This is a genomic window from Candidatus Chlorobium masyuteum (assembly GCF_011601315.1).
In the GTDB taxonomy this organism is placed as follows: Bacteria; Bacteroidota; Chlorobiia; order Chlorobiales; family Chlorobiaceae; genus Chlorobium; species Chlorobium masyuteum.
On sequence record NZ_JAAORA010000002.1, the window covers coordinates 118,279 to 140,027 of the forward strand.

The 21,749-nt window shown below is 50.9% G+C and carries 21 protein-coding genes, 1 tRNA gene, 1 pseudogene and 1 riboswitch; of the genes and pseudogenes, 18 read left to right on the plus strand and 5 right to left on the minus strand.

All coding sequences use genetic code 11. The annotated features are described in order from the left end of the window. Positions 1-8: 8 nt before the first annotated feature. The 4 genes from G9409_RS04130 (at position 9) to ribH (ending at position 3,373) form a co-directional block, all read left to right on the plus strand. Positions 9-857, plus strand: coding sequence for a CoB--CoM heterodisulfide reductase iron-sulfur subunit B family protein (locus G9409_RS04130; protein ID WP_166807570.1), 849 nt, complete (start codon positions 9-11; stop codon positions 855-857). Between the two features lie 178 nt (positions 858-1,035). Then, on the plus strand, positions 1,036-2,088 hold the full coding sequence (gene hemE / locus G9409_RS04135; protein ID WP_166807571.1) for a uroporphyrinogen decarboxylase: 1,053 nt from the start codon (positions 1,036-1,038) through the stop codon (positions 2,086-2,088). 150 nt (positions 2,089-2,238) lie between these two features. Beyond that, entirely contained in the window at positions 2,239-2,874 is a 636-nt protein-coding gene (locus G9409_RS04140; RefSeq protein WP_166807572.1) for a D-sedoheptulose-7-phosphate isomerase, read from the plus strand. A 31-nt stretch (positions 2,875-2,905) separates the two neighbouring features. Further along, a complete protein-coding gene (ribH, locus tag G9409_RS04145) occupies positions 2,906-3,373 on the plus strand; it encodes a 6,7-dimethyl-8-ribityllumazine synthase (protein ID WP_166807573.1) in 468 nt (155 codons plus the stop codon). A 123-nt stretch (positions 3,374-3,496) separates the two neighbouring features. On the opposite strand, the gene G9409_RS04150 is transcribed toward ribH, so the two are convergent. From G9409_RS04150 to G9409_RS04160, 3 genes are read right to left on the minus strand one after another with little or no spacing between them, the layout of a single operon-like run. Beyond that, positions 3,497-4,207 (minus strand): lysophospholipid acyltransferase family protein, encoded by a 711-nt coding sequence (locus G9409_RS04150; RefSeq protein WP_166807574.1) that lies wholly within the window; start codon positions 4,205-4,207, stop codon positions 3,497-3,499. A gap of 18 nt (positions 4,208-4,225) precedes the next feature. Then, complete coding sequence (thrC, locus tag G9409_RS04155; protein ID WP_166807575.1) at positions 4,226-5,542, minus strand: threonine synthase; 1,317 nt, start codon at positions 5,540-5,542, stop codon at positions 4,226-4,228. A gap of 27 nt (positions 5,543-5,569) precedes the next feature. Continuing rightward, positions 5,570-6,532, minus strand: coding sequence for a homoserine kinase (locus tag G9409_RS04160; RefSeq protein ID WP_166807576.1), 963 nt, complete (start codon positions 6,530-6,532; stop codon positions 5,570-5,572). A gap of 219 nt (positions 6,533-6,751) precedes the next feature. Between G9409_RS04160 and atpA the strand changes: the two genes are divergently transcribed. The 7 genes from atpA (at position 6,752) to mtgA (ending at position 16,486) form a co-directional block, all read left to right on the plus strand. Next, positions 6,752-8,332 (plus strand): F0F1 ATP synthase subunit alpha, encoded by a 1,581-nt coding sequence (atpA, locus tag G9409_RS04165; RefSeq protein WP_166807577.1) that lies wholly within the window; start codon positions 6,752-6,754, stop codon positions 8,330-8,332. A gap of 47 nt (positions 8,333-8,379) precedes the next feature. After that, positions 8,380-9,255: a F0F1 ATP synthase subunit gamma gene (locus tag G9409_RS04170; RefSeq protein WP_166807578.1), complete on the plus strand. Its 876-nt coding sequence runs from the start codon at positions 8,380-8,382 to the stop codon at positions 9,253-9,255. Positions 9,256-9,429: 174 nt separating this feature from the next. Then, positions 9,430-11,892, plus strand: coding sequence for a bifunctional aspartate kinase/homoserine dehydrogenase I (gene thrA / locus G9409_RS04175; protein WP_166808023.1), 2,463 nt, complete (start codon positions 9,430-9,432; stop codon positions 11,890-11,892). An 11-nt stretch (positions 11,893-11,903) separates the two neighbouring features. Further along, a complete protein-coding gene (locus G9409_RS04180; RefSeq protein WP_166807579.1) occupies positions 11,904-13,160 on the plus strand; it encodes a CinA family nicotinamide mononucleotide deamidase-related protein in 1,257 nt (418 codons plus the stop codon). Positions 13,161-13,368: 208 nt separating this feature from the next. Beyond that, positions 13,369-15,249, plus strand: a complete 1,881-nt coding sequence (gene mutL, locus G9409_RS04185; protein WP_166807580.1) for a DNA mismatch repair endonuclease MutL — start codon at positions 13,369-13,371, stop codon at positions 15,247-15,249. A gap of 46 nt (positions 15,250-15,295) precedes the next feature. Further along, positions 15,296-15,368: transfer RNA gene (locus tag G9409_RS04190), tRNA-Arg, on the plus strand. Positions 15,369-15,589: 221 nt separating this feature from the next. After that, on the plus strand, positions 15,590-16,486 hold the full coding sequence (gene mtgA, locus G9409_RS04195; RefSeq protein WP_166807581.1) for a monofunctional biosynthetic peptidoglycan transglycosylase: 897 nt from the start codon (positions 15,590-15,592) through the stop codon (positions 16,484-16,486). Positions 16,487-16,573: 87 nt separating this feature from the next. Here the strand turns inward: mtgA and rd are convergent, their stop codons facing one another. After that, a complete protein-coding gene (gene rd / locus G9409_RS04200; RefSeq protein WP_166807582.1) occupies positions 16,574-16,750 on the minus strand; it encodes a rubredoxin in 177 nt (58 codons plus the stop codon). 286 nt (positions 16,751-17,036) lie between these two features. Then, positions 17,037-17,188: riboswitch (FMN riboswitch) on the plus strand. Between the two features lie 180 nt (positions 17,189-17,368). On the opposite strand from rd, the gene ribB reads away from it, so the two are divergent. The 7 genes and pseudogenes from ribB to G9409_RS04235 all read left to right on the plus strand — a co-directional run bounded on the left by ribB (position 17,369) and on the right by G9409_RS04235 (position 20,317). Next, positions 17,369-18,028, plus strand: coding sequence for a 3,4-dihydroxy-2-butanone-4-phosphate synthase (ribB, locus tag G9409_RS04205; RefSeq protein WP_166807583.1), 660 nt, complete (start codon positions 17,369-17,371; stop codon positions 18,026-18,028). Between the two features lie 108 nt (positions 18,029-18,136). After that, complete coding sequence (locus G9409_RS04210) at positions 18,137-18,367, plus strand: addiction module protein (protein WP_166807584.1); 231 nt, start codon at positions 18,137-18,139, stop codon at positions 18,365-18,367. Beyond that, entirely contained in the window at positions 18,364-18,660 is a 297-nt protein-coding gene (locus G9409_RS04215; RefSeq protein WP_166807585.1) for a type II toxin-antitoxin system RelE/ParE family toxin, read from the plus strand. Before G9409_RS04210 ends, G9409_RS04215 begins: the two co-directional genes overlap by 4 nt. A gap of 23 nt (positions 18,661-18,683) precedes the next feature. Beyond that, on the plus strand, positions 18,684-19,079 hold the full coding sequence (locus G9409_RS04220) for a hypothetical protein (protein ID WP_166807586.1): 396 nt from the start codon (positions 18,684-18,686) through the stop codon (positions 19,077-19,079). Between the two features lie 42 nt (positions 19,080-19,121). After that, on the plus strand, positions 19,122-19,361 hold the full coding sequence (locus G9409_RS04225; RefSeq protein ID WP_166807587.1) for a CopG family transcriptional regulator: 240 nt from the start codon (positions 19,122-19,124) through the stop codon (positions 19,359-19,361). Positions 19,362-19,732: 371 nt separating this feature from the next. Further along, positions 19,733-20,002, plus strand: a pseudogene (locus G9409_RS12185) (type II toxin-antitoxin system RelE/ParE family toxin). 9 nt (positions 20,003-20,011) lie between these two features. Continuing rightward, on the plus strand, positions 20,012-20,317 hold the full coding sequence (locus G9409_RS04235) for an addiction module antidote protein (RefSeq protein ID WP_166807588.1): 306 nt from the start codon (positions 20,012-20,014) through the stop codon (positions 20,315-20,317). A 172-nt stretch (positions 20,318-20,489) separates the two neighbouring features. Here G9409_RS04235 and G9409_RS04240 read toward each other — a convergent pair whose 3' ends face one another. Next, positions 20,490-21,749: a Glu/Leu/Phe/Val family dehydrogenase gene (locus G9409_RS04240; RefSeq protein ID WP_235923232.1), complete on the minus strand. Its 1,260-nt coding sequence runs from the start codon at positions 21,747-21,749 to the stop codon at positions 20,490-20,492.

The window sequence follows — 21,749 nt, forward strand, 5'->3', positions numbered from 1 at the left end:
ACTTCCGGATGAAGCGATACGCATACTATCTGAGCTGCATCAATGAGTCGATGACGAAAGAGGTTGACCGCTCGATTGATCTCTGGCAGAAGGATCTTGGAATCGAACTGGTTAAACTGCACGAGAGTACCTGTTGCGGCGGGAGCAATCTTGACTATGTCAGTCCGAAACACTTCGCGCTGGTCAATGCCCGCAATATTGCCTATGCCGAAAAAATGGGTCTTGACCTTGTTGTCTCCTGCAATACCTGCCTTATGACGATCCGGACGGCCAAGAAAAAACTGGATGAATCACCGGAGCTGAAGCAGGAGGTCAATGAGCTGCTGAAAAAAGAGGGGCTTGAATATCGTGGCACTGCCGAGGTCCGTCATCTTCTCTGGGTTCTCATTGACGATGTCGGCCTGGAGACCATCCGCCAGAAAGTGAAGGTTCCTCTCAAGGATTACCGGATTGCACCGTTTTACGGCTGCCACATTCTCCGGCCCTCTTCGGTGCTCGGCAAGGACAATCCTCTTGATCCGAGCTCTCTTGACCAGTTGATTGAGGCTCTTGGCGGAGAGACCATTCCCTATGAGCATAAAAACCGCTGCTGCGGATTTCATACCCTGCTGGTTGCCGAACAGGAGTCACTCAATGTTGCCGGAGAGGCGCTTGAAGAGGCATTGGAGTTGAAAGCCGATTTTATTGTAACCCCGTGCCCGCTTTGCCATACAGTTCTTGACGGCTATCAGGCAAAAGCGCTCAAGCAGGCTGGCATCAAGAGCTCTATTCCCGTATTCCATCTCTCTGAAATGGTCGGTCTTGCTCTCGGTTACAACGCAAAACAGCTGGGCATCAAACGACACATTGTAAGCTGATTGAGACTCTTTTCTCTTCGGGGATCGTGCCGGTGGAGTCACGATCTGTCGGAAAGTTTTAATAAAAGGGTAAAAAAACGTACCTTTGCACTTTTACATTGCTCTCAGCCGGGGGTGTCGACTACCGGATTCTCTGACGGGCAGCTTGTTTTGTTAACCCATCAAATTATTGCATTGCATGCTCAAAAATGATCTTTTTCTTCGGGCATTAAAGCGTCAGCCATGTTCCAGGACGCCAATCTGGGTAATGCGTCAGGCCGGTCGTTATTTACCGGAATACCGTGCAGTCAGAGAGAAAACCGATTTTTTAACCCTTTGTAAGACCCCGGAACTTGCTACCGAGGTGACCATTCAGCCTGTTGAGTTGATGGGTGTTGATGCTGCGATTATTTTCTCTGATATTCTTGTCATCAATGAAGCGATGGGCATGAATGTCGAGATTATCGAATCCAAAGGGATCAAGCTTAATCCTATTCGCTCCCAGGCCGATATCGACAAGTTGATTGTTCCTGATATCGATGAAAAGCTTGGCTATGTGATGGATGCGCTCAGAATGACCAAAAGAGAGCTCGACAACCGTGTTCCCCTCATCGGCTTTACCGGTGCGGCATGGACCCTCTTTACCTATGCAGTAGAAGGCGGCGGATCCAAGAATTACGCCTATGCCAAAAAGATGATGTACCGTGAACCGGCAATGGCTCATGCGCTTCTTCGCAAGATTTCGAGTGTTATCACCGCTTATGTTCTCAAGCAGATCGAGGCCGGAGCCGATGCTATCCAGATCTTTGACTCATGGGCAAGCGCACTTTCCGAGGATGACTACCGTGTATACGCCCTTCCTTACATCAAGGAGACCGTGCAGGCGATCAAGGCCAAACATCCTGATACTCCGGTTATTGTCTTCTCAAAGGATTGCAACACCATTCTTTCCGAAATTGCTGACACCGGCTGTGATGCGATGGGTCTCGGATGGGGGATGGATATCGGCAAGGCACGTGCCGAGCTGAACGATCGCGTGGCTCTGCAGGGTAACCTTGATCCGACTGTACTCTATGGCACGCAGGCATTGATCAAGGCAGAGGCCTCCAAGATTCTCAAATCTTTCGGTCAGCATACCGAGCACTCCGGCCATGTTTTCAACCTCGGCCACGGTATTCTGCCTGATATGGATCCTGAAAACCTGAAGCTTCTGGTTGAATTTGTCAAGGAAGAGAGCGCCCAGTACCACTAAGCGCCGCCTTTTTCATCATTGTTTCCGACTCCGCCCTGTGCCTGTGCATGAGGCGGAGTTTTTTTTGCTCACTGCCATGTAGAGCAAGCCTCCGGTTTTTTCATTATATTCTCGAAATATTGTCAGTTCACGTTTTTTTAACCCGATTGTATGCCGAGTGACTGCAGGTGTTCCGACGGGATGTGTGATCGAACCCGCTACGATGAGGTGGTGCTTGACACCATGCTCTACAGTGCGCGCCTGATGGAGAGTGTTGCGCGCCAGAACAGTGCGGTTATTGTTGCCATGGCGCGTATGATTGCCGGAACGTTTGAGGAGGGGGGCAAGGTACTGCTGTGCGGCAACGGCGGCAGCGCGGCCGATGCCCAGCATCTTGCGACAGAACTCACCATACGCTACCGCAGCAGCGTTGAGCGACCGGCACTTCCGGCCATCTCGCTGACTACCGATAGCTCAGCCCTGACGGCAGGTGCCAATGACCTTGGTTACGATGCGGTGTTTGCCCGGCTTGTTGAAGCCTACGGGCGAGAAGGGGATATTCTCCTGGGACTCTCAACCAGCGGCAACAGCAGAAGTGTTGTCAATGCACTTGACTATGCAAACAAGAACGGGATGAAGACCCTTGCCCTGCTTGGCGGAGACGGAGGAGTGTTGAAAGGGATGGCCGATCTTGAGGTTATTGTTCCCCATTCAGGCAGTGCCGACCGGGTGCAGGAGTCTCATATCGCCATCGGTCATGTTATTATCGATCTTGTGGAACGGCTGCTTGGATACTGCCGTTCATAGAATCAGCCTCATAAAAAAAAAGAATTGAGCTATGCAGATTAAACAGGTTGAAGGTGCACTGAGTGCAAAGGATTCACGGTTCGCAGTAGTTGTTTCCCGCTTTAACGATTTTATTGGTCAGAAGCTTGTTGAGGGTGCTCTGGACTGCATTCGCCGCCACGGAGGATCGGAGGAGAACATCACCATCTACCGCTGTCCCGGCGCTTTTGAGCTGCCGATGGTTGCCAAAAAGGTTGCGGTGACGGGTAACTATGACGCCATTATCGCCCTTGGGGCCATAATCAGAGGCTCTACTCCCCATTTTGATGTTATTGCCGCTGAAGCGACCAAGGGGATTGCCCAGGCCTCTCTTGAGACAGGGGTTCCGATTGCATTCGGTGTTCTGACTACGGAAAACCTTGAGCAGGCAATTGAGCGGGCTGGTACGAAAGCCGGCAACAAGGGGTTTGATGCAGCCATGACGGCGATCGAAATGGTGAACCTCTATCGCAACATATAAATTTGTTCCGCGATTTGATTGCTTTGTTGGGTGGTGCTCGAAATCCTCATGTACGACGTGTACATTCCGGTTTCTGCGCTCCATCCGCCTTGCACTCAAACCGCTCACGACAATTTATCGCGGTTAGTTATAGCTGTACTTCTCGAGATTGCTTCCGATGATACCGGCACAGGTGTTTTTGAGCTCTTCAACGCTCTGGAACTGTGATGGCGGAATTGGCGGGGCGATGATGATTCTGATTTTTCCCTTGTTGATTTTAAGGCTTTTTTTCGGTGTAATCAGATGGCTGCCGATAATCGTGACCGGCAGAACCGGAGCCCCACCCTTTTCAGCAACAAGAAAAGCTCCCCGTTTGAAGGGGAGCAGTTTGCCGTCGAATGAGCGGGTACCTTCGGGGAAGATATGGACGGAGCGCCCTTTTTTGAGGACGTTTGATGCCGCAAGAAGGCTTTTCAGAGCATCCCTGTTCTGCCCCCGTTTAATCATGACATAACCTGCCAGCTTGAGCGTCCATCCAAAGATCGGAATTTTGCCAAGCTCCTCTTTTGCCAGAAAGCGGAGGTTGATAGCAATGTTGCCGAGGATGAGTGGAATATCAGCCATCCCCGCATGATTGCTGACAAGCAGATAGTTCTGATCGGAGCTGTAGTTTTCCCGGCCGATAACCTCGACTGAAATTCCGAAGAGTTTTGCACTGAAACGCCCCCACCATGCAGCCAGCCGGTAAAAACTGTCACCGCTCCTGTCAATGAGGTTGACAAAGAGGTAGATGGTCATCCCGATAAACATGATCGGCACCAGGATGAGAAAAAAAATCAGGGTTCTGAAGTTCATTGGCCCTTTTTTCAATGGTTAACAGTCAAGCCTGTTGAGGTACATTGCGAGCTCGTTGTAGTCCGAACTGATTGTTACAGCCATTTTCTTTTTGTTGAGAACCTCTTTAAGGCGTTCAGGGATCTCAACCTCCCGGTCAAGCGCATCACTGATAACTTCGAGGAATTTTGCCGGATGGGCGGTTGACAGAACAACTCCCGGTTTTCCGGCACTCTGTCCGGAACTTCTGTACAGCTCAAGCGCACGGAAAGCGACTGCGGTATGAGGGTCGGCAGTGTAGCCGAAGCGTTCATAAACCGAGCGGATCGTTGCAAGGGTCTCTTTATCCGAGACGGAGATACCCGTGATATCACGGCCCATAGCGGTATGATCGTTGTTATAGAGATACCGCAGCCGTGCAAAATTGCTTGGATTGCCGACGTCCATTGCTGTTGAACGGGTGGTGACGGTTGGATGAGGGTCGTAGCGCCCGTCATCAAGATAGCGGGTTACGCTGTCATTGGCATTTGACGCGGCAATAAAATGGCCGATGGGAAAGCCCATTTTTTTTGCCAGTATGCCGGCAGTCAGGTTGCCATAATTGCCGCTCGGTACCGCAAAAAGAGGCTCAATATTGCCGAAACGCTCCCTGAGCTGCTGGGTTGCCCAGGCGTAATAGAATGACTGCGGAATCAGGCGCGATATGTTGATAGAGTTGGCCGATGTGAGGGTCAGTTTTTTGCTGAGGGCGGGATCGACAAAGGCCTGTTTTACCATTCGCTGGCAGTCATCGAAATCGCCGTTGACTTCAAGAGCGTGTACATTGCCTCCCGCTGTAGTTAACTGCTGTTCCTGCAGGCGGCTCACCTTTCCGGAAGGATAGAGCAGCACCACCCTTGTGTTTGCAATACCCTGAAATCCGTAAGCTACAGCGCTTCCGGTATCTCCCGATGTTGCAACAAGCACGGTGATAAGCCGGTCATCTTCGGCGGCAAAATAGCCGGTCAGACGAGCAAGAAAGCGTGCGCCGTAATCCTTGAAAGCCAGTGTGGGTCCGCAAAACAGCTCTTCAATAAAGGTATCGCTGTTCAACTCGACAAGCGGAGTCTCGAATGTATAGCAGCTCTCAATCATATCGCCGAGAAGGTCCAGGGGGATCTCACCACCGATAAACTTTTTAGCAATGGCAAATGCGATATTGTTAAAGCTGGCGCCTTCAAGCAGGGCGATCTCGCCGGGTGAGAAATGCGGGATTTCCGAAGGGACATAAAGCCCTCCATCGGGAGCAAGGCCTTCAAGTGTGGCTTTCTTGATGGAGACCGGTATGGAGGATTTATTGGTGCTGAAGTAGATCATGACTAAGGTTACGCTTCTATTGTTTTATTACAGTATTCTTGCGCCCTGCTTGCATATGGGTGATACCCACATATCGGACTCAAGGCGGGCTTTGGAGTGCAGAAATGCCTCTTTCATGGCCAAACCGACAGCCAGAGCTGTTTTTTCGGATGAAGAGAAGGCAAAAATTGAGGGGCCTGAGCCGGCAATGCTGCATCCGAGGGCTCCGGAATCAATTGCCGCCTGTTTGACATCAAAAAATCCCGGTATGAGCGGTGCGCGTTTCGGTTCCGCGACAACGTCAACCAGAGCGCGTCCGATAAGTTCATAGTCTGAGGTCAACAGACCGCTGACAAGTGCGCCGACATTACCCCACTGCTGGATCGCCTGTTTGAGCGGTATCTCGGTCGGCAGTACCGAACGGGCATAGGAGGTGCGCAGTTCGGTATGCGGGTGCACAAGGGAGCAGTAGAGGTGTTCAGGCGAAGGTATCGTGATGAGGTCAAGGGGTGTATAGCTTCTTATCAGCACAAAATTACCGAGAATAGCCGGAGCGGCATTGTCGGCATGAGCTGATCCGCAGGCAACCCGTTCACCCTCAATAGCGAAATGTACCAGCTCCATTTTTGTACATGGATTTCCCAGCAGCTCGTTGGCTGCAACAAGGGCTGCAGCAGCGCTGGCGGCACTGCTTCCCATACCGCTGCTGAGCGGCAGGTGTTTTTTTAGTTCAAGTGAAATATGACCGCTAAAGTCAATCTGCTTATGGGTCCGGATATATTCAAGGAACTTGAGAACAACAAAGCTCGATGTGTTTTTTTTCGGGTCAAGCGGCAACGCGCCGCCATCTCCGGATATAGATGAAATGGAGACCGGAGAGCCGGTATGTTTTTCTTCATCGAGTGTCAGGATGACTTCATCACCCGGCTCGGTTATGGCAAAGCCGAGAACGTCAAAACCGCAGGCGACATTGCCGACGGTTGCAGAAGCGAATCCCCTGATAGTTTTCATACCGTTTTCTGCAGACAAAATTCCTGTATGTTTGGGTGTAGGATAGACATCAAATAAAACGAAGCTTCAATCAAATGAGAGAGAGAATTTGAATAACTAAAAGCTTTTCGTTAAATTTAGGTTTTAATCTTTTGGACAGGCAGCCGCCCGATTTAAACTTCAAAAGAAGGTAAACAGAATCTTTCTCTTTTCTTAACAAATAACCAAGCGGAATAAGATATGTCTACAACAGTCAGGCCTGATGAGGTTTCATCCATACTTCGCAAGCAGCTTGCCGGTTTTGAGTCCGAAGCAGAAGTTTATGACGTAGGAACAGTGCTGCAGGTTGGTGACGGTATTGCTCGAGTGTATGGTTTGTCAAAGGCAGCAGCAGGTGAGCTTCTTGAGTTTCCCAATAACGTCATGGGTATGGCGTTGAACCTTGAGGAGGATAACGTCGGTGCTGTGTTGTTTGGTGAATCAACATTGGTAAAAGAGGGTGATACGGTTAAAAGAACCAGCATTCTTGCTTCAATCCCCGTTGGCGAGGCTATGCTCGGCAGGGTTATCAATCCGCTTGGCGAGCCGATCGACGGAAAAGGCTCCATCGAAACCGAGCTTCGTCTTCCTCTCGAACGCAGGGCTCCCGGTGTTATCTATCGTAAATCAGTTCACGAGCCTTTGCAGACGGGTCTCAAGGCTATCGACTCCATGATTCCGATCGGTCGCGGACAGCGCGAACTTATTATCGGTGACCGTCAGACCGGAAAAACAGCGGTTGCAATTGACACTATCATCAACCAGAAAGGCAAAGGCGTTTTCTGTATCTATGTTGCCATCGGCCTGAAAGGTTCAACGGTTGCCCAGGTTGTCAATACGCTGGAAAAATATGGTGCAATGGAGTACACCACCGTTATTTCCGCTACGGCTTCGGATCCTGCACCGCTTCAGTTTATTGCCCCGTTTGCCGGAGCTACTCTTGGTGAGTTCTTCCGCGATACCGGCCGTCATGCACTTGTTGTATATGATGATCTTTCAAAACAGGCCGTTGCCTATCGTCAGCTCTCCCTCCTTCTTCGCCGTCCACCTGGACGCGAAGCCTATCCTGGCGACGTTTTTTATCTGCACTCCCGTCTGCTTGAAAGAGCTGCGAAAATAACTGACGATATTGAAGTTGCACGCAAGATGAACGATCTTCCCGATGCACTCAAGTCTATCGTGAAAGGTGGCGGAAGTCTTACCGCGCTTCCGGTTATTGAAACACAGGCAGGTGACGTTTCAGCCTATATTCCGACCAACGTGATCTCCATCACTGATGGACAGATCTTCCTTGAGTCGAACCTCTTCAACTCCGGTCAGAGGCCTGCTATCAACGTCGGTATCTCGGTTTCCCGTGTTGGTGGTGCAGCCCAGATCAAGGCCATGAAAAAGGTTGCCGGTACCCTTCGTCTTGATCTTGCCCAGTTCCGTGAACTCGAGGCCTTCTCGAAATTCGGTTCTGATCTTGACAAAACAACAAAAGCACAGCTTGATCGTGGTGCGAGGCTTGTTGAAATCCTCAAGCAGGGTCAGTATATCCCGATGCCGGTTGAAAAGCAGGTTGCGATCATCTTCCTCGGAACCCAGGGCTTGCTCGATACGGTTGATCTGCGCTTTATCCGCAAGTTTGAAGAGGAGTTCCTCTCTGCGCTTGAAATCAAGCAGAGTGACATTCTTAGCGCTATTGCAACGAGCGGTGCTCTTGAAAGCGATACAGCCAACAAGCTCAAGGAGTTCGCGTTGAAGTTTGTTGAGACCTTCAAGGCAAAAAACAAGGCGTAATATCAGGATCAGCAGATTTTAAGCAATTAATAACAGTCCCGTAATTCATGGCTACATTAAAGGATATACGTGTACGAATCAAAGGGGTGAAGTCTACACAGCAGGTTACCAAGGCGATGAAGATGGTAGCTGCAGCAAAGCTCAGAAGAGCACAGGATCGGGCCGTCATGGCTCGACCCTATGCCGGAAAGCTGAAGGAGATGCTCGGCTCTCTTTCTGCAAAGGTAGATACTTCGCGTAACCCTCTGCTTTCGGGACGTCCGGAGGTTAATAAGGTGCTTGTGATTCTTGTTACTTCCGACAGGGGTCTATGCGGTGCGTTCAATACCAATATCATCAAGCTCGCATACAAGACCATTCATGAAGATTACGCCGATGTTCACCGCAAGGGTGGCGTAAGTATGATCTGTGCGGGCACCAGAGGACTTGAGTTCTTCCGCAAGCGGGATTACAACATTCTCAAGGGGTACCCGGCGGTTTTCCAGAATCTTGATTTCAGCATTGCCAAGGAGATTGCCGATACCGCCTCCGGTATGTATCTGCGTGGAGAGGCTGACCGGGTGATCGTTGTCTACAATGAGTTCAAGTCGGTGCTTGCGCCGAACCTGAAAGCTGAGGAGCTTCTTCCTATTGCGCCCGTTAGTGCCGTCAAGGAGAGCAGCAGTGATTATATTTACGAGCCCTCTCCCTCCGCCATTATTGATGTGCTGGTTCCCCGCCATCTCAATACCCAGGTATGGAGAATGCTGCTTGAATCCAATGCTGCCGAGCATGCTGCCCGTATGGCTGCGATGGATTCGGCGACAGAGAATGCCAAGGATCTTCTCCGCTCTCTCAACATCAGCTATAACCGTGCACGCCAGGCTGCGATTACTACCGAGCTGAGTGAAATTGTTGCGGGCGCTGACGCATTGAGCAGTTGACCTACAGCATGACGAATGTATGATTAAAAGCGCCCCCCAGTGGGCGCTTTTTTTTTGTGAAATTGTTCAAGAGCGCTGCCGGAGATGCGGCTGAACCGGAAATGATTTATATTTTAACGGGTAATGATTCACCATCAATCTCATTTCATATTCAATCAAGGCGTGGGCGTGAGCATGAAGATATACAAGTTTGGGGGGAGCTCTCTGGGGTCGGCCGGGCGGATGAACAACGTGGTCGATATCATTGCCGGAGCATTGGCTGATGATAACCTTATTGTTGTGGTTTCGGCAGTTCAGGGTGTAACTGATCTTCTGCTTGACTCTGCCACCAGGGCCGGGATCGGAGAGAGCGGATATCGCCGCACCCTCGAAGAGCTTGAGCAGCGCCATCTCCAAATGTCTCAGGAACTCTTTTCCGGAAATGTCCCCGATACCTTTTCATCGGCATTCACCACTGATTTTTCCGAACTCAAGGATATTCTGCACGGTGTCTTTCTGCTCAGGGAGCTTTCTGATAAAAGTCTGGCGCTTGTGCTTGGATTCGGTGAGCGACTCTCGGCACTGATGGTCAGCAGTTATCTTCAACAGCGACGGATTGAAGCATACTATCTTGATGCCCGAAAGCTGATTGTTACCGATGCCAATTATGCCGATGCGAGGGTTGACGCTCATGCATCCGAACTGCAGATCCGAAAACAGTTCGCCTCTTTTGCCGGTGTTCCGGTGGTGACCGGTTTTATCGCGGCCGCGCCGGATGGTTCGGCAACGACCCTCGGGCGGGGAGGCTCTGATTATACGGCATCAATTCTTGGCGCAGCACTTGGTGCAGCCGAAATTTGTATATGGACCGATGTGGACGGTTTTTTCAGTGCTGATCCAAAACGGGTCCGGGATGCCCGGATTCTGCCGTTTATCAGTTATGCTGAAGCCATGGAGCTCTCCCATGCCGGAGCAAAGGTGCTGCATCCGCTTGCTGTTCAGCCGGCCATGAAGGCGGGCATTCCGATCCTGATCAAAAACAGTTTCAATCCATCGGCTGAAGGAACACGAATTGATGGAGCGCCATTCTCTCCGGAGAGAAACCGTACGCTCCCCGTTACAGGGCTTACATCCATTAATAATATTGTACTGTTGAACATGTCCGGTAGCGGAATGGTTGGCGTTCCGGGGATTGCCTCACGACTTTTCAGCTGTCTTGCCCGTCACCGCATCAACATCATATTCATATCCCAGGCCTCTTCCGAACAGTCGATCACGCTGGCCATCAACCCGGCCCAGGCTCCGAACGCAAAAAAAATACTTGAAGAGGAGTTTCGGGCTGAAATTGAGTCCCGTCAGATTGATCCGCTTGCAATCCGCAAAAATCTTGCCATGATTGCCGTAGTAGGCAATAACATGTCCGGCCATGCGGGTGTATCCGCCCAGTTGTTTGAAACACTCGGCAAAAACGGGGTCAATGTCATTGCGGTGGCCCAGGGCGCAAATGAGATGAACATCTCCCTTGTCATTGACAGCAATGATGAGGACAAGGCCCTGAACTGTATTCATGAATCATTCTTTCTCTCGCAGCGCAAGGTGCATCTCTTTATTGCCGGGACCGGTACGATTGCAAAAAGCCTCATCGGGCAGATCCGTGCCCATCGGCGAAATCTGCAGGAGGAGAATGACCTTGATGTGGTTGTTTGCGGGATGGCAAATACCGGCACTATTGCACTCAATGATGAGGGTATTGATCTTGATTCCTGGCAGCAGGCTCTTCAGCCGAGAAGCGGGAAGAGGGGTATTGAAGGGTATATGGAGATTATCCGGGAGAAAAACCTGCACAATACCATTTTTGTCGATTGTACGGCAAGCAAAGATGTTGCGGCAATCTATCCCGATCTCCTGCTGGCCAATATTTCCGTTGTCACCGCCAACAAACTTGGCATGGCGGGCAGCTGGCCGCTCTACAGGAGCATCAGGGATGCCCAGCGCAAAAGCAACGCCCGTTTTCTCTATGAAACCAATGTCGGCGCCGGGCTGCCGATCATCAACACGCTGAACGACCTTAAAAACAGCGGAGACAAGATTATCAGTATCGACGGAGTTCTCTCCGGAACATTGAGCTTTATTTTCAACGAACTGCGCAAGGGAGGGCGGTTCAGCGAAATTGTCCGGCGAGCCAAAGAGGCGGGCTATACCGAGCCCGATCCGAGGGACGATCTCTCGGGTGCTGATTTTGCCCGGAAGTTTCTCATTCTCGGCCGTGAACTCGGCTTTACCCTCGAATTCAGTGATGTGCTTGTCGAGAGTCTCGTACCGGAGGAGTATCGCGGTGAGATGCCGGTCGGGGAGTTTCTTGACCGACTGGAGAGTGTGGACAGCTGGTATGCAGAAGAGAGCGAAAAAGCCGCAGCGGACGGGATGACCATAGCCTATGCCGGTGGAATAAAGGACGGAAAGGCATCGATAGGAGTCAAACGGGTTCCGCTTTCAAGTCCTATTGCCGGACTCAGCGGATCGGAAAATATGGTGGTCTTTACTACGGATCGCTACCATGCAACTCCTCTTGTTGTCCGTGGCCCCGGTGCAGGCGGAGAGGTTACCGCAGGGGGTGTTTTTGCCGATATTCTCCGGATAGCAAGTTATCTGGTTTAACAGAGAGCCATATGCGTGCAGATATTGTTTCAATCGGTGATGAGTTGCTCAAAGGGCAGCGGGTAAACACCAATGCGTCGTTTATGGCCGGTGCTCTTGCCGGTATCGGCATTGCGGTGAACCGGATAGTTGCCTGCGCTGACGTTGAGCCGGAAATTGCCGCCGTATTGGCCGAATCACTTGAACGATCCGAGGTGGTGCTGGTTACCGGAGGGCTCGGACCTACACGCGATGACCGGACCCGCAGTGCAGTTCAGCAGCTTCTCCAGAGAGGAGTAGAGCTGAGTGAGGATGCCTATCAGAATCTTGCTGCGCTGATGAAACAGCGTGGCCGTACCATGAGTGATGCTCTTCGTGACCAGGCGATGGTGATTGAAGGGTCGCATGTTATTCTGAATACCAAAGGGTCGGCGGCGGGCATGATTATCGGATGCGGCGATCCGTTCAGGAACCACTATCTGGTTCTGATGCCGGGAGTTCCTTCTGAAATGAAGGCTATGATGGAGCTTACGGTGCTCCCCTATTTTTCGGCACTCTCCTCCTCATTTATCCGCCATACGCCGGTTAAAACGCTTGGTATCGGTGAATCGATGCTGGCGGAGATGATTGTTGAGGTTGAGGATTCGCTTCCGAAGGGAACAACCCTGGCCTATCTTCCCCATGCCGCAGGTGTATCGCTGATGATAAGCACGGTCGGCAGTGACCGGGAGCGAGTGGAGGAGGATAACAAGGGGGTTGTTGATGCCATCATCAAGCGGGCGAAGAGGTTTATCTATGCTACCGGAGAGAGTACACTTGAAGAGACGATCGGCGAACTGCTTTCCCGCCGGGGGCTCACGGTTGCTGTGGCTGAATCATGTACCGGCGGTCTTGTTGCAAGCCGCCTGACTGATGTTGCCGGTTCATCGGCCTATTTTCTCCAGGGTTTTGTGGTTTACACCAACAAAGCCAAAGAGGAGACGCTGGGGGTGCCGAAGGAGCGTGTTGAAGAGTTCGGAGCCGTGAGCGAAGAGGTTGCCTGTGCTATGGCAAGAGGGTGTCTTGAAAAAAGCGGGGCTGATTTTGCGCTTGCAACAACAGGTATTGCCGGGCCTGCGGGCGGCTCGGCTGAAAAACCGGTCGGTATGCTCTGCCTCGCACTGGCGGTTAAATCCTCAGGAGCCGTGCAGTCGCGCACACTCTTCATGCATGGAGATCGCGAGCTGAACAAAATCCGCTTCAGTGAAGCTGTTCTTCGTGAACTCTGGGAGTATCTTCGCGCCTCCTGAACGCCTGGATATTCTGTTCCGCAAGCGAACCGCTGACTATTTTTTCTCATGCATTCAGCACCTGCAAGCGTAAGACTGAAAAGCGCTCACCCTCTCAAAATTAAATTGTCATTTTGTAAAAAAAGAAGCTCTTTTATCAATAACTTGTTCTGCTCGTAAATTATCGGCAACGGCTTTGGCGAAAAGAAAAATGTTCTCATGACAGCGTATGGCAAGAATTGCAAGATTACCGGATAGTATTGCTAACAAGATTTCTGCTGGCGAAGTTGTTCAGCGTCCGGCATCGGTTGTCAAGGAACTTCTGGAGAATTCCATTGATGCCGGAGCCGATAAAATAACGCTCTCTATTAAGGATGCCGGAAAGGAGCTTATACGTATAGTTGATAATGGCGCGGGGATGCTGCGCGACGATGCGCTGCTCTGTGTTGAGCGTTTCGCAACAAGCAAGATTATCGGAGTCGAGGATCTCGACTCTCTGAAAACGCTCGGATTCAGGGGCGAAGCACTGGCAAGTATCTCTTCGGTCTCGCATTTCGAGCTGAAAACACGGACAGCCAAAGAGACGCTCGGGTTGCGATTCCGCTACGAAGGGGGAGTTCTTGCCGAGGAGTCGGGTGTTCAGGGAGAGCAGGGAACAACCATGAGTGTCAGAAACCTCTTTTACAATGTTCCTGCCCGCCGGAAGTTTCTGAAATCCAATGCCACCGAGTTTCAGCATATATTCGAAGTTATCAAGTCATTTGCACTCGCCTATCCGGAGATCGAGTGGAGGATGTACAACGATGACGAGGAGCTTTTCCATTTCAGGACGCCGGAAATGGCCGAACGGCTCAACTTTTTTTACGGCAGTGATTTTTCCGACAGTCTGATTGAGCTTTCAGAGGAGAACGATTACCTCTCCATTCGAGGATTTCTCGGCAAGCCGGCCATGCAGAAGCGCAAGAAGCTCGACCAGTATTTCTTTATCAATCGTCGGGTTATCCAGAACAGGATGCTCTCCCAGGCGGTCCAGCAGGCTTATGGTGAACTGCTCGTGGAGCGCCAGGCCCCGTTTGTGCTGCTTTTTCTCGAAATCGATCCGTCGCGTATCGATGTGAATGTTCATCCGGCCAAGCTTGAAGTCCGCTTTGATGATGAACGCAGTGTGCGCAATATGTTCTATCCGGTTATCAAGCGGGCTATCCAGCTCCATGATTTCTCTCCCGATCTTGCGGCCACAGCGAGTGATGATGCTTTTGGCGCGCCCCGTAAGGAATCGGCCTGGCGGAAGCTCTCCTTCCAGGATATTCCGGACAGATCCATGACGACGGGAGATCTCTACCGTAATTATCGTGAAGGCGCATTTCAGAGTGCTCCGGAAACGAGATCGTCAACCCTGCTCCAGAGCGAACTTTTTACCGGCCGTTCCGGCTCCCCGGCACCGAAGCCTCAGTCTGAGCTTCGTGAAGGTGATGACGGACTCTCTTTTGCCCTCCTCTCTCCGCTGCCTGGAGATGAGGGGCAGCCGAACCCGAAAGAGGCTGAACCGAAAATCTGGCAACTGCATAACAAGTATCTCATCTGCCAGATCAAGACCGGCCTTATGATGATCGATCAGCATGTGGCGCATGAGCGGGTTCTGTACGAACGTGCGGTTGATGTGATGACCCAGAATGTCCCCAACTCCCAGCAGCTGCTCTTTCCCCAGAAAGTAGAGTTCCGGCCATGGGAGTACGAGGTTTTTGAGGAGATCCGTGATGATCTCTACCGTCTCGGCTTCAATCTGCGCCTCTTCGGCAACAAGACCATCATGATCGAGGGGGTTCCACAGGATGTCAAACCGGGCACCGAGGTGACCATCCTTCAGGAGATGATTGCCGAATATCAGGACAATGCTTCACGGCTCAAGCTCGACAAGCGTGACAATCTGGCCAAGTCCTACTCCTGCCGCAATGCCATCATGACCGGACAGAAGCTCAATCTCGAAGAGATGCGTACCCTGATTGACAACCTTTTTGCAACCCGTGACCCCTACTCCTGCCCGCACGGCAGACCGGTTATCATCAAGCTCTCGCTTGACCAGCTCGACCGGATGTTCGGAAGAAAATAAGCGGGGTTGTTGCAAGTTTCTGCAAAAGTACTAAATTCCCCCCTATGCCCTTGTAGCTCAGTGGATAGAGCAACAGTTTCCTAAACTGTAGGTCGGCGGTTCGAGTCTGCCCGAGGGCACTTTTCTTATTCCCCCCTTTTCTGCTCACCCGTTCACCATTTATGTACTGCATTTGATGCATGCGCTGCATTTTGTCGATTGCAGGGGCAAAGAAATTTGCTCACCTGCCGTTGTATCTCCCGCTTATTTGGTATTTTACATCCATAGTTACAGGGCCCTCTGAAAAAATTGATTGTACGAGAGGGACCATTATTTCCGGCAGCATTAACTACCTGCACAAATGAGATTTATCAGAGCAATCATCATCATTTTTCTGGTGATGTTCGTTGCCGATATTGCCCGTTACTTTGTCTATCCCGATGTCGGCAGACTGGTTGATGAGAACCCGGCGAAAACCGCTTTTATGGAGGATCGGGAAGCCGAGTGGCTTCAGGAGGGACTGTTAGATAAAAAGATCCGCCAGAGGTGGGTTCCCCTGAAAAAAATCTCGCCGAATCTTGTCAAGGCGGTGCTGATTGCCGAAGACGACAAGTTCTGGCAGCATGGAGGGTTTGATTACCAGGCAATCGAGCGGGCTATCGAAAAAAACATTCTGGCCAAAAAATTCAAGATGGGCGGCAGTACCATAAGTCAGCAGCTGGCCAAGAATCTCTATCTCTCGGCATCAAAAAATCCGGTACGCAAGATCAAGGAGGCCATTCTTACCTGGAGAATCGAAAAAACACTCTCCAAACGGAGGATTCTGGAGCTCTACGTCAATGTTGCCGAATGGGGTGACGGTATTTTCGGCATCGGCGAAGCCTCCCGTCACTACTACGGCGTGGCTCCCTCCGGGTTATCGGGACAGCAGGCAGCAAAGCTTGCCTCGGTACTGCCGAACCCGATCAGGTACTCCCCGGTGGGGTCATCGCCATACGTTCGTGCCCGTTCCAGAATCATCTATGCCATCATGCAGCGGAGGGGCATTATAGTTCCCGGCTATCAGGAGGTTATGTCGCTTCCTGCGGATACCACTGCGGTTGATTCTGTTGTAGTCGGTATTCCCGAAAGTCTTATTAATGATGTGCTGTCGGCGGATAGCAGCGCAACCGATCAAGGTGGTGCTGACGGGGGATCGGGAGAAGGCACTTCAGGTGTACCCCCTGCTGAAAATAGCGGCAAGCCGAAAACTCCCTGAAGATGATTTGAAAGAGAAAACGCTCCGGTTATGGAGCGTTTTCTGTTATCCGGGTATCGTAATAAATTGTCGTGAGCACTACCCGATCTACCTGCCCCGCTGTTCGCTCAGCGGTTCGAAGAGTGTTTTATCCACACCGCAAACCGGGCAGACCCAGTCATCAGGTATGTTTTCAAAGGATGTTCCAGGTTCAATGCCGCTGTCGGGATCACCAACTTCAGGATCATAGATGTAGCCGCATGGTATACAGACCCACTTTTCCATAAAAAACTCCGTTTTAATTATTCGTTTTCGTTATGGCAAATTCAATGAGAGATCACCGGATATGTTGAGTCATCCGACCCTCTCATTCAGCTAACATTAAGTCCGCGGGCGGCTAAAAAGTTCGCCTTTTTTCCCCTGAAAAGTGTTGTTTGCTCTTCGACGTGCGTTTCAGGGATTCTGCAAATTTCGACGGCTTACTCAATTTCGCCAAAATTAATCGCGGGCACCCGTTTTGAACTTTCGCCTGCCTTATGTATCTTTTTACTGTTGTTGTAACATATCATTAACCTGTTCTCAGGGCGGGGTGAAAATCCCCACCGGCGGTATACCGGCTGTTAATCCGGAAAGCCCGCGAGCGCTTTCGATTGTTTCGAAAGGTCAGCAGATTTGGTGAAACTCCAAAGCCGACGGTTACAGTCCGGATGAAAGAGGATAGCGATGCCCAGGAAATACTCCTGCATTCCTTCGCCCTGATTCATGGGCACCTCTCAGAAATATGTTGTTCCTGCGCTGTCGGCCACCGGACTCTTCATAGTCTTTTGGCTGCCGCTTGCAGCATGTTTTTTTGAGATGCTTTTGTGGTATGGTACGTAATTGCCATCAATAAAATATGATACCATGAATCAGATTCTTGCCCGTAAGTATGGAGACTCTTTTGAGCGTGTTGAGCGTGCTCTAACTGCCCTTCGTGAAGGTAAGGGGGTGCTTGTTGCCGACTCTCCGGATCGTGAAAACGAAGCCGATCTTATTTATTCTACCGAATACCTTACCGTATCCCAGATGGCACTGCTCATAAGGGAGTGCAGCGGCATTGTCTGCCTCTGCATGACGGACGAGAAAGTGCGCTCGCTTGAGCTGCCCATGATGGTGGCCAACAACACCAGTGGTTTTCAGACCGCCTTCACCGTCTCCATCGAAGCGGCGGAAGGTGTTACAACGGGGGTTTCCGCTGCCGACCGGGTCCATACGGTAAAAGCGGCCTCTGCGCTGAATGCCCTTCCCTCCGATCTTCGCCGACCGGGTCATATCTTCCCTCTCAGGGCAAGGGCGGGCGGCGTGCTTGAGCGCCCCGGTCACACTGAAGGCACGGTTGACCTCATGCGCCTCGCCGGGCTCAACCCCTGCGGAGTTCTCTGCGAACTCACCAACCCCGACGGCACCATGGCCAACATGGAGGAGACTATTGTTTTCGCCGAAAAACACGGCTATCCGGTGCTCACCATTGAGGATGTTATTGCCTACAGGGAACGGATGGAGCTTAAGGAGCAGGTTGCCTGACGAGTCCTGTTTATTTGCAAAGTTCAGCGGCGACTGGAGTGTAATGAACAGTTGCTTCTCCAGTGCTGCTGTGATATATTTGTACAAATAAGAGATGGAGGATCATTCATGAATGCAGAATTGACGGATATCAGACGCAAAGTTCTTGCTCTGCCAATGAAAGCCCGAGCAGAGCTTGCCGAGCAACTGCTTGCAAGTCTGGATGAAGCTGATGGTCAGGAAATTGAGGATATATGGATTGATGAGGCAGAGGAGCGCTATCAGGCCTATTTGAAAGGAGAGATTACGGCGCGACCCTTTGCTGATGTACTTCGGGAGGCTAAAGAAAAACTAAGGTGAAAAAAGTCCGCCTTCTTAAACCCGCAGAAAATGAGCTGTTTGATGCAATGTTTTATTATGAACGTCAAGCAGATGGTCTTGGTTTCGATTTTGCAGTTTGCATAAATGAAGCTGCTGCCCGTATAGAAAAAAATCCGGAAGCATATCCTGAAACCAGAAATAGAGTGCGGAGATGCCTTGTTCGCCGGTTTCCTTTTGCTCTTTTGCACAAGATACTACCTGATGAGTTGCTGATTCTTGCTGTAATGCACTTGAAACGGCATCCTTCCTATTGGGTTAGCAGATTGTCGTGATGTTTGATTGTAAGGAGGGCTCGATGAACTGGAAAAGAGTATTTGCGGTCTGGTTTCTGATTGCTGTGGCGGAGTCGGTTCATGGTACTCTGCGGCGGCTTTTTCTTGTGCCACGGGTTGGAGAGCTGCTCTCTCATCAGATCGGGGTGGTGGTCGGATCTGCCATTATCTTTACTATCGCATGGCTCACTATCCGCTGGTTCGGTCCCGGTTCGCACCGGGAGCAGCTTCAGGTCGGAGCGCTCTGGGTAGTGCTGACCCTCATCTTCGAATTCACACTCGGCTACTTTTTCGGCTATACCTTCGAGCGTATCCTCGCCGATTACAACATCCCCCAGGGCGGGCTGATGGTTTTCGGCGTGCTCTTCATGTTCATCACTCCCGCCATGACTGCACGGGCGCGTGGGTTGATTGAGTAGATGGTGCTGAATGGTTTGTTTTTAGAAAAGGGAGGAGGATATATGAAGAGTAGTATTAAATATACAGATGAGCCGATTGGTGAATTAAAGGTGGTTAAAGACTTTCTGCCTTCACCTGAGCAATTGATCCTGAAGGAGGAGAACGTCAAGATTACGATAGCACTGAAAAAATCAAGTGTGGACTTCTTCAAGAGTGAAGCAAAGAAACACCATACCTCCTATCATGGTATGATAAGAGAACTCGTAGACTGGTACGCAGTCCAGAACACCAAAAGCGCATAATCCGCCCCTCTCTATATAACCCTCGACCAGTTGAGTTTGGATGGATTGGCAGTATGATTCAATGGCGGATTCGTATTTACAATGTCAGGCAGGGAATAAATATGGACATTTATTGGCACGAGTTGAATGCTTACAAGTATGAGATTGATGACATATCAGCGAAGATTGAAGCGTTCAGAAAGGATAATTCCTGCGTTGACAACGTTACGCATTTTGGAATTGGGCTAAGCAATCGAGCGCTTCTAATCGTGGTCGGTCTCTGCGCGTTAGTTGAAATCCGACTATTCGAGCTTGCTGAAGAAGAGGAGTCGCGGCACCAGTTCAAGGTCGATGATCTTGCCGGCCAGGGATTAACACGATTGCAGAAGTATTTGTCTAAATCACAAAGGATCGACTGCCTGCAAGATATTCGGGCACGTGCACGCATTCAGGCAAGAATTGAGAGACTTGCTTTGGGTAATCCCGGGGATGTCAAGCCTGTCGGTGAAGGGATTTCGGAGATGTGAATTGATTATGGCCCCGGTTATCGGGTTTATTATATACAGCAAGGCCGATCAGTGATCATTTTGCTGGCTGGAGGTGATAAAAGCACGCAAGCCAGAGATATAAAAACTGCACGCGACTTGGCACAAAATTTATAGGAGTTACACATGGCGAAAACTGTGACGACAAAATATGATGTATCGGAGCACCTTCGTACTCCGGAGGAGATGGCTGCTTATCTGGAGATGTGCATGGAAGAGGCAAATGGTGATACAGCGTTTATTGCGAAGGCATTGGGGGATATTGCAAGAGCAAAAGGTATGACACAGGTAGCGCGGGATGCGGGTTTGTCTCGGGAGAGTCTCTACAAGGCCCTTTCAGGTGAACGCAGTCCGGGATTTGATACCATTCTTAAAGTAATACGTGCCCTCGGATTGAAATTGCATGCAGAAGCCGCATCTGCAATAAATTAACCTCCCAAAAAAAGCAATTCAGCCGCTCACTACGCACCCTCAATAGATGTCAAGCCCCAGAGGGGCGAAATATCGGTAGCGCGGTCCCTATGCAATCGGGGCTGGGAAAGGATTTTGAGCACCGCCCAACGAAGCAATTGGATCGCGCAACAGATTTATAGCCCGGCCCCTCCTAATACCATCCTCTCAGCTTCATCGCCTCCGCAACCCGTTCGACGGCGACGATATATGCAGCAAGGCGGTTGTGTACCTTGTATTGCTGTGCTGTTTTGTGCACGCTCTGGAAGGCGGCTTTCATCTTTTTTTCGAGGCGTAAATGCACCTCATCCTCTTCCCAGTAGTAGCCGTAGGCGTTCTGAACCATTTCGAAGTATGAGACGGTGACTCCTCCGGCGTTGCAGAGCAGATCCGGGATGATGTGAATCCCTTTATTATATAATATAGGGTCGGCCTCCGGAGTTGTCGGGCCGTTTGCCAGTTCCGCGATGATTTTCGCACGGATATTCGAAGTATTGGTTTCGGTAATTACCGATTCGAGTGCGGCGGGAAAGAGCACCGTCACATCAAGCGCAAGCAGCTCTTCATTGGAGATTGCGGAGGATCCGGGAAAGCCGGTGACTGTGCCAGTTTTCTCTTTATGTGTTTTGACTGCGTTATAGTCAAGACCTTCAGCATTGTAAATGCATCCTTTCGAGTCTGAAACAGCAATTACCATCATGCCGAGCAACTCAACGGCCAGTTTATGTGCAGAGGAGCCGGCATTGCCATATCCCAGTATAGCGGCTGCCGCTCCTGTGAGGTTGATGCCAAGCGCTGTAGCGGCTTCACGGACACAGTAGATACCGCCCCGTGCCGTTGCGTCACCCCGTCCGGCAGAGCCTCCAAGTGCGATCGGTTTTCCGGTGATTACTCCGAATTCGTTGTTCCCCTGCATGAAGGCGTACTCATCAGCCATCCATGCCATGATTTGCGGTGTTGTGTAAACATCGGGAGCAGGTATATCTTTCTCCGGGCCAAGAATCCGACCAACCTGGCGGATATAGGCGCGTGACAACCGTTCAAGTTCACCCGCCGACATGGTTTTCGGATCGCAGATCACTCCGCCCTTGCCTCCACCGAGCGGAATGTCGAGGAGTGCTGTTTTCCAGGTCATCCAGGTTGCGAGTGCCCGGACGGTATTGATGGTCTCATCGGGATGAAAGCGGATACCTCCCTTGTTTGGCCCCCTCGCATCGTTGTGCTGCACCCGGAAGCCACGAAACACTTTTGTAGTGCCGTTGTCCATTTTGACCGGCATGGTGACATGCAGTTCCCGCATCGGGCAGCGGAGAAGTTCGTGCGCAGCCGGATCAAGCCTTATTATTGCCGCGGCTTCATCAAGCTGATTTTGAGCGGTTTTAAACGGGTCGGGCATTGGGACGCGAATAGACAT

Bases quoted from the DNA above. Each gene is read 5' to 3' on its own strand.
- mtgA (WP_166807581.1), top strand. From the start codon at position 15,590: ATGAGATTTATCAGAGCAATCATCATCATTTTTCTGGTGATGTTCGTT.
- thrA (WP_166808023.1), top strand. From the start codon at position 9,430: ATGAAGATATACAAGTTTGGGGGGAGCTCTCTGGGGTCGGCCGGGCGG.
- ribH (WP_166807573.1), top strand. From the start codon at position 2,906: ATGCAGATTAAACAGGTTGAAGGTGCACTGAGTGCAAAGGATTCACGG.
- G9409_RS04225 (WP_166807587.1), top strand. From the start codon at position 19,122: ATGAAGAGTAGTATTAAATATACAGATGAGCCGATTGGTGAATTAAAG.
- atpA (WP_166807577.1), top strand. From the start codon at position 6,752: ATGTCTACAACAGTCAGGCCTGATGAGGTTTCATCCATACTTCGCAAG.
- G9409_RS04180 (WP_166807579.1), top strand. From the start codon at position 11,904: ATGCGTGCAGATATTGTTTCAATCGGTGATGAGTTGCTCAAAGGGCAG.
- G9409_RS04220 (WP_166807586.1), top strand. From the start codon at position 18,684: ATGAACTGGAAAAGAGTATTTGCGGTCTGGTTTCTGATTGCTGTGGCG.
- G9409_RS04160 (WP_166807576.1), bottom strand. From the start codon at position 6,532: ATGAAAACTATCAGGGGATTCGCTTCTGCAACCGTCGGCAATGTCGCC.
- G9409_RS04140 (WP_166807572.1), top strand. From the start codon at position 2,239: ATGCCGAGTGACTGCAGGTGTTCCGACGGGATGTGTGATCGAACCCGC.
- G9409_RS04235 (WP_166807588.1), top strand. From the start codon at position 20,012: ATGGCGAAAACTGTGACGACAAAATATGATGTATCGGAGCACCTTCGT.
- thrC (WP_166807575.1), bottom strand. From the start codon at position 5,542: ATGATCTACTTCAGCACCAATAAATCCTCCATACCGGTCTCCATCAAG.
- mutL (WP_166807580.1), top strand. From the start codon at position 13,369: ATGGCAAGAATTGCAAGATTACCGGATAGTATTGCTAACAAGATTTCT.
- G9409_RS04130 (WP_166807570.1), top strand. From the start codon at position 9: ATGAAGCGATACGCATACTATCTGAGCTGCATCAATGAGTCGATGACG.
- G9409_RS04170 (WP_166807578.1), top strand. From the start codon at position 8,380: ATGGCTACATTAAAGGATATACGTGTACGAATCAAAGGGGTGAAGTCT.
- G9409_RS04210 (WP_166807584.1), top strand. From the start codon at position 18,137: ATGAATGCAGAATTGACGGATATCAGACGCAAAGTTCTTGCTCTGCCA.
- hemE (WP_166807571.1), top strand. From the start codon at position 1,036: ATGCTCAAAAATGATCTTTTTCTTCGGGCATTAAAGCGTCAGCCATGT.
- G9409_RS04150 (WP_166807574.1), bottom strand. From the start codon at position 4,207: ATGAACTTCAGAACCCTGATTTTTTTTCTCATCCTGGTGCCGATCATG.
- G9409_RS04240 (WP_235923232.1), bottom strand. From the start codon at position 21,749: ATGTCTATTCGCGTCCCAATGCCCGACCCGTTTAAAACCGCTCAAAAT.
- ribB (WP_166807583.1), top strand. From the start codon at position 17,369: ATGAATCAGATTCTTGCCCGTAAGTATGGAGACTCTTTTGAGCGTGTT.
- rd (WP_166807582.1), bottom strand. From the start codon at position 16,750: ATGGAAAAGTGGGTCTGTATACCATGCGGCTACATCTATGATCCTGAA.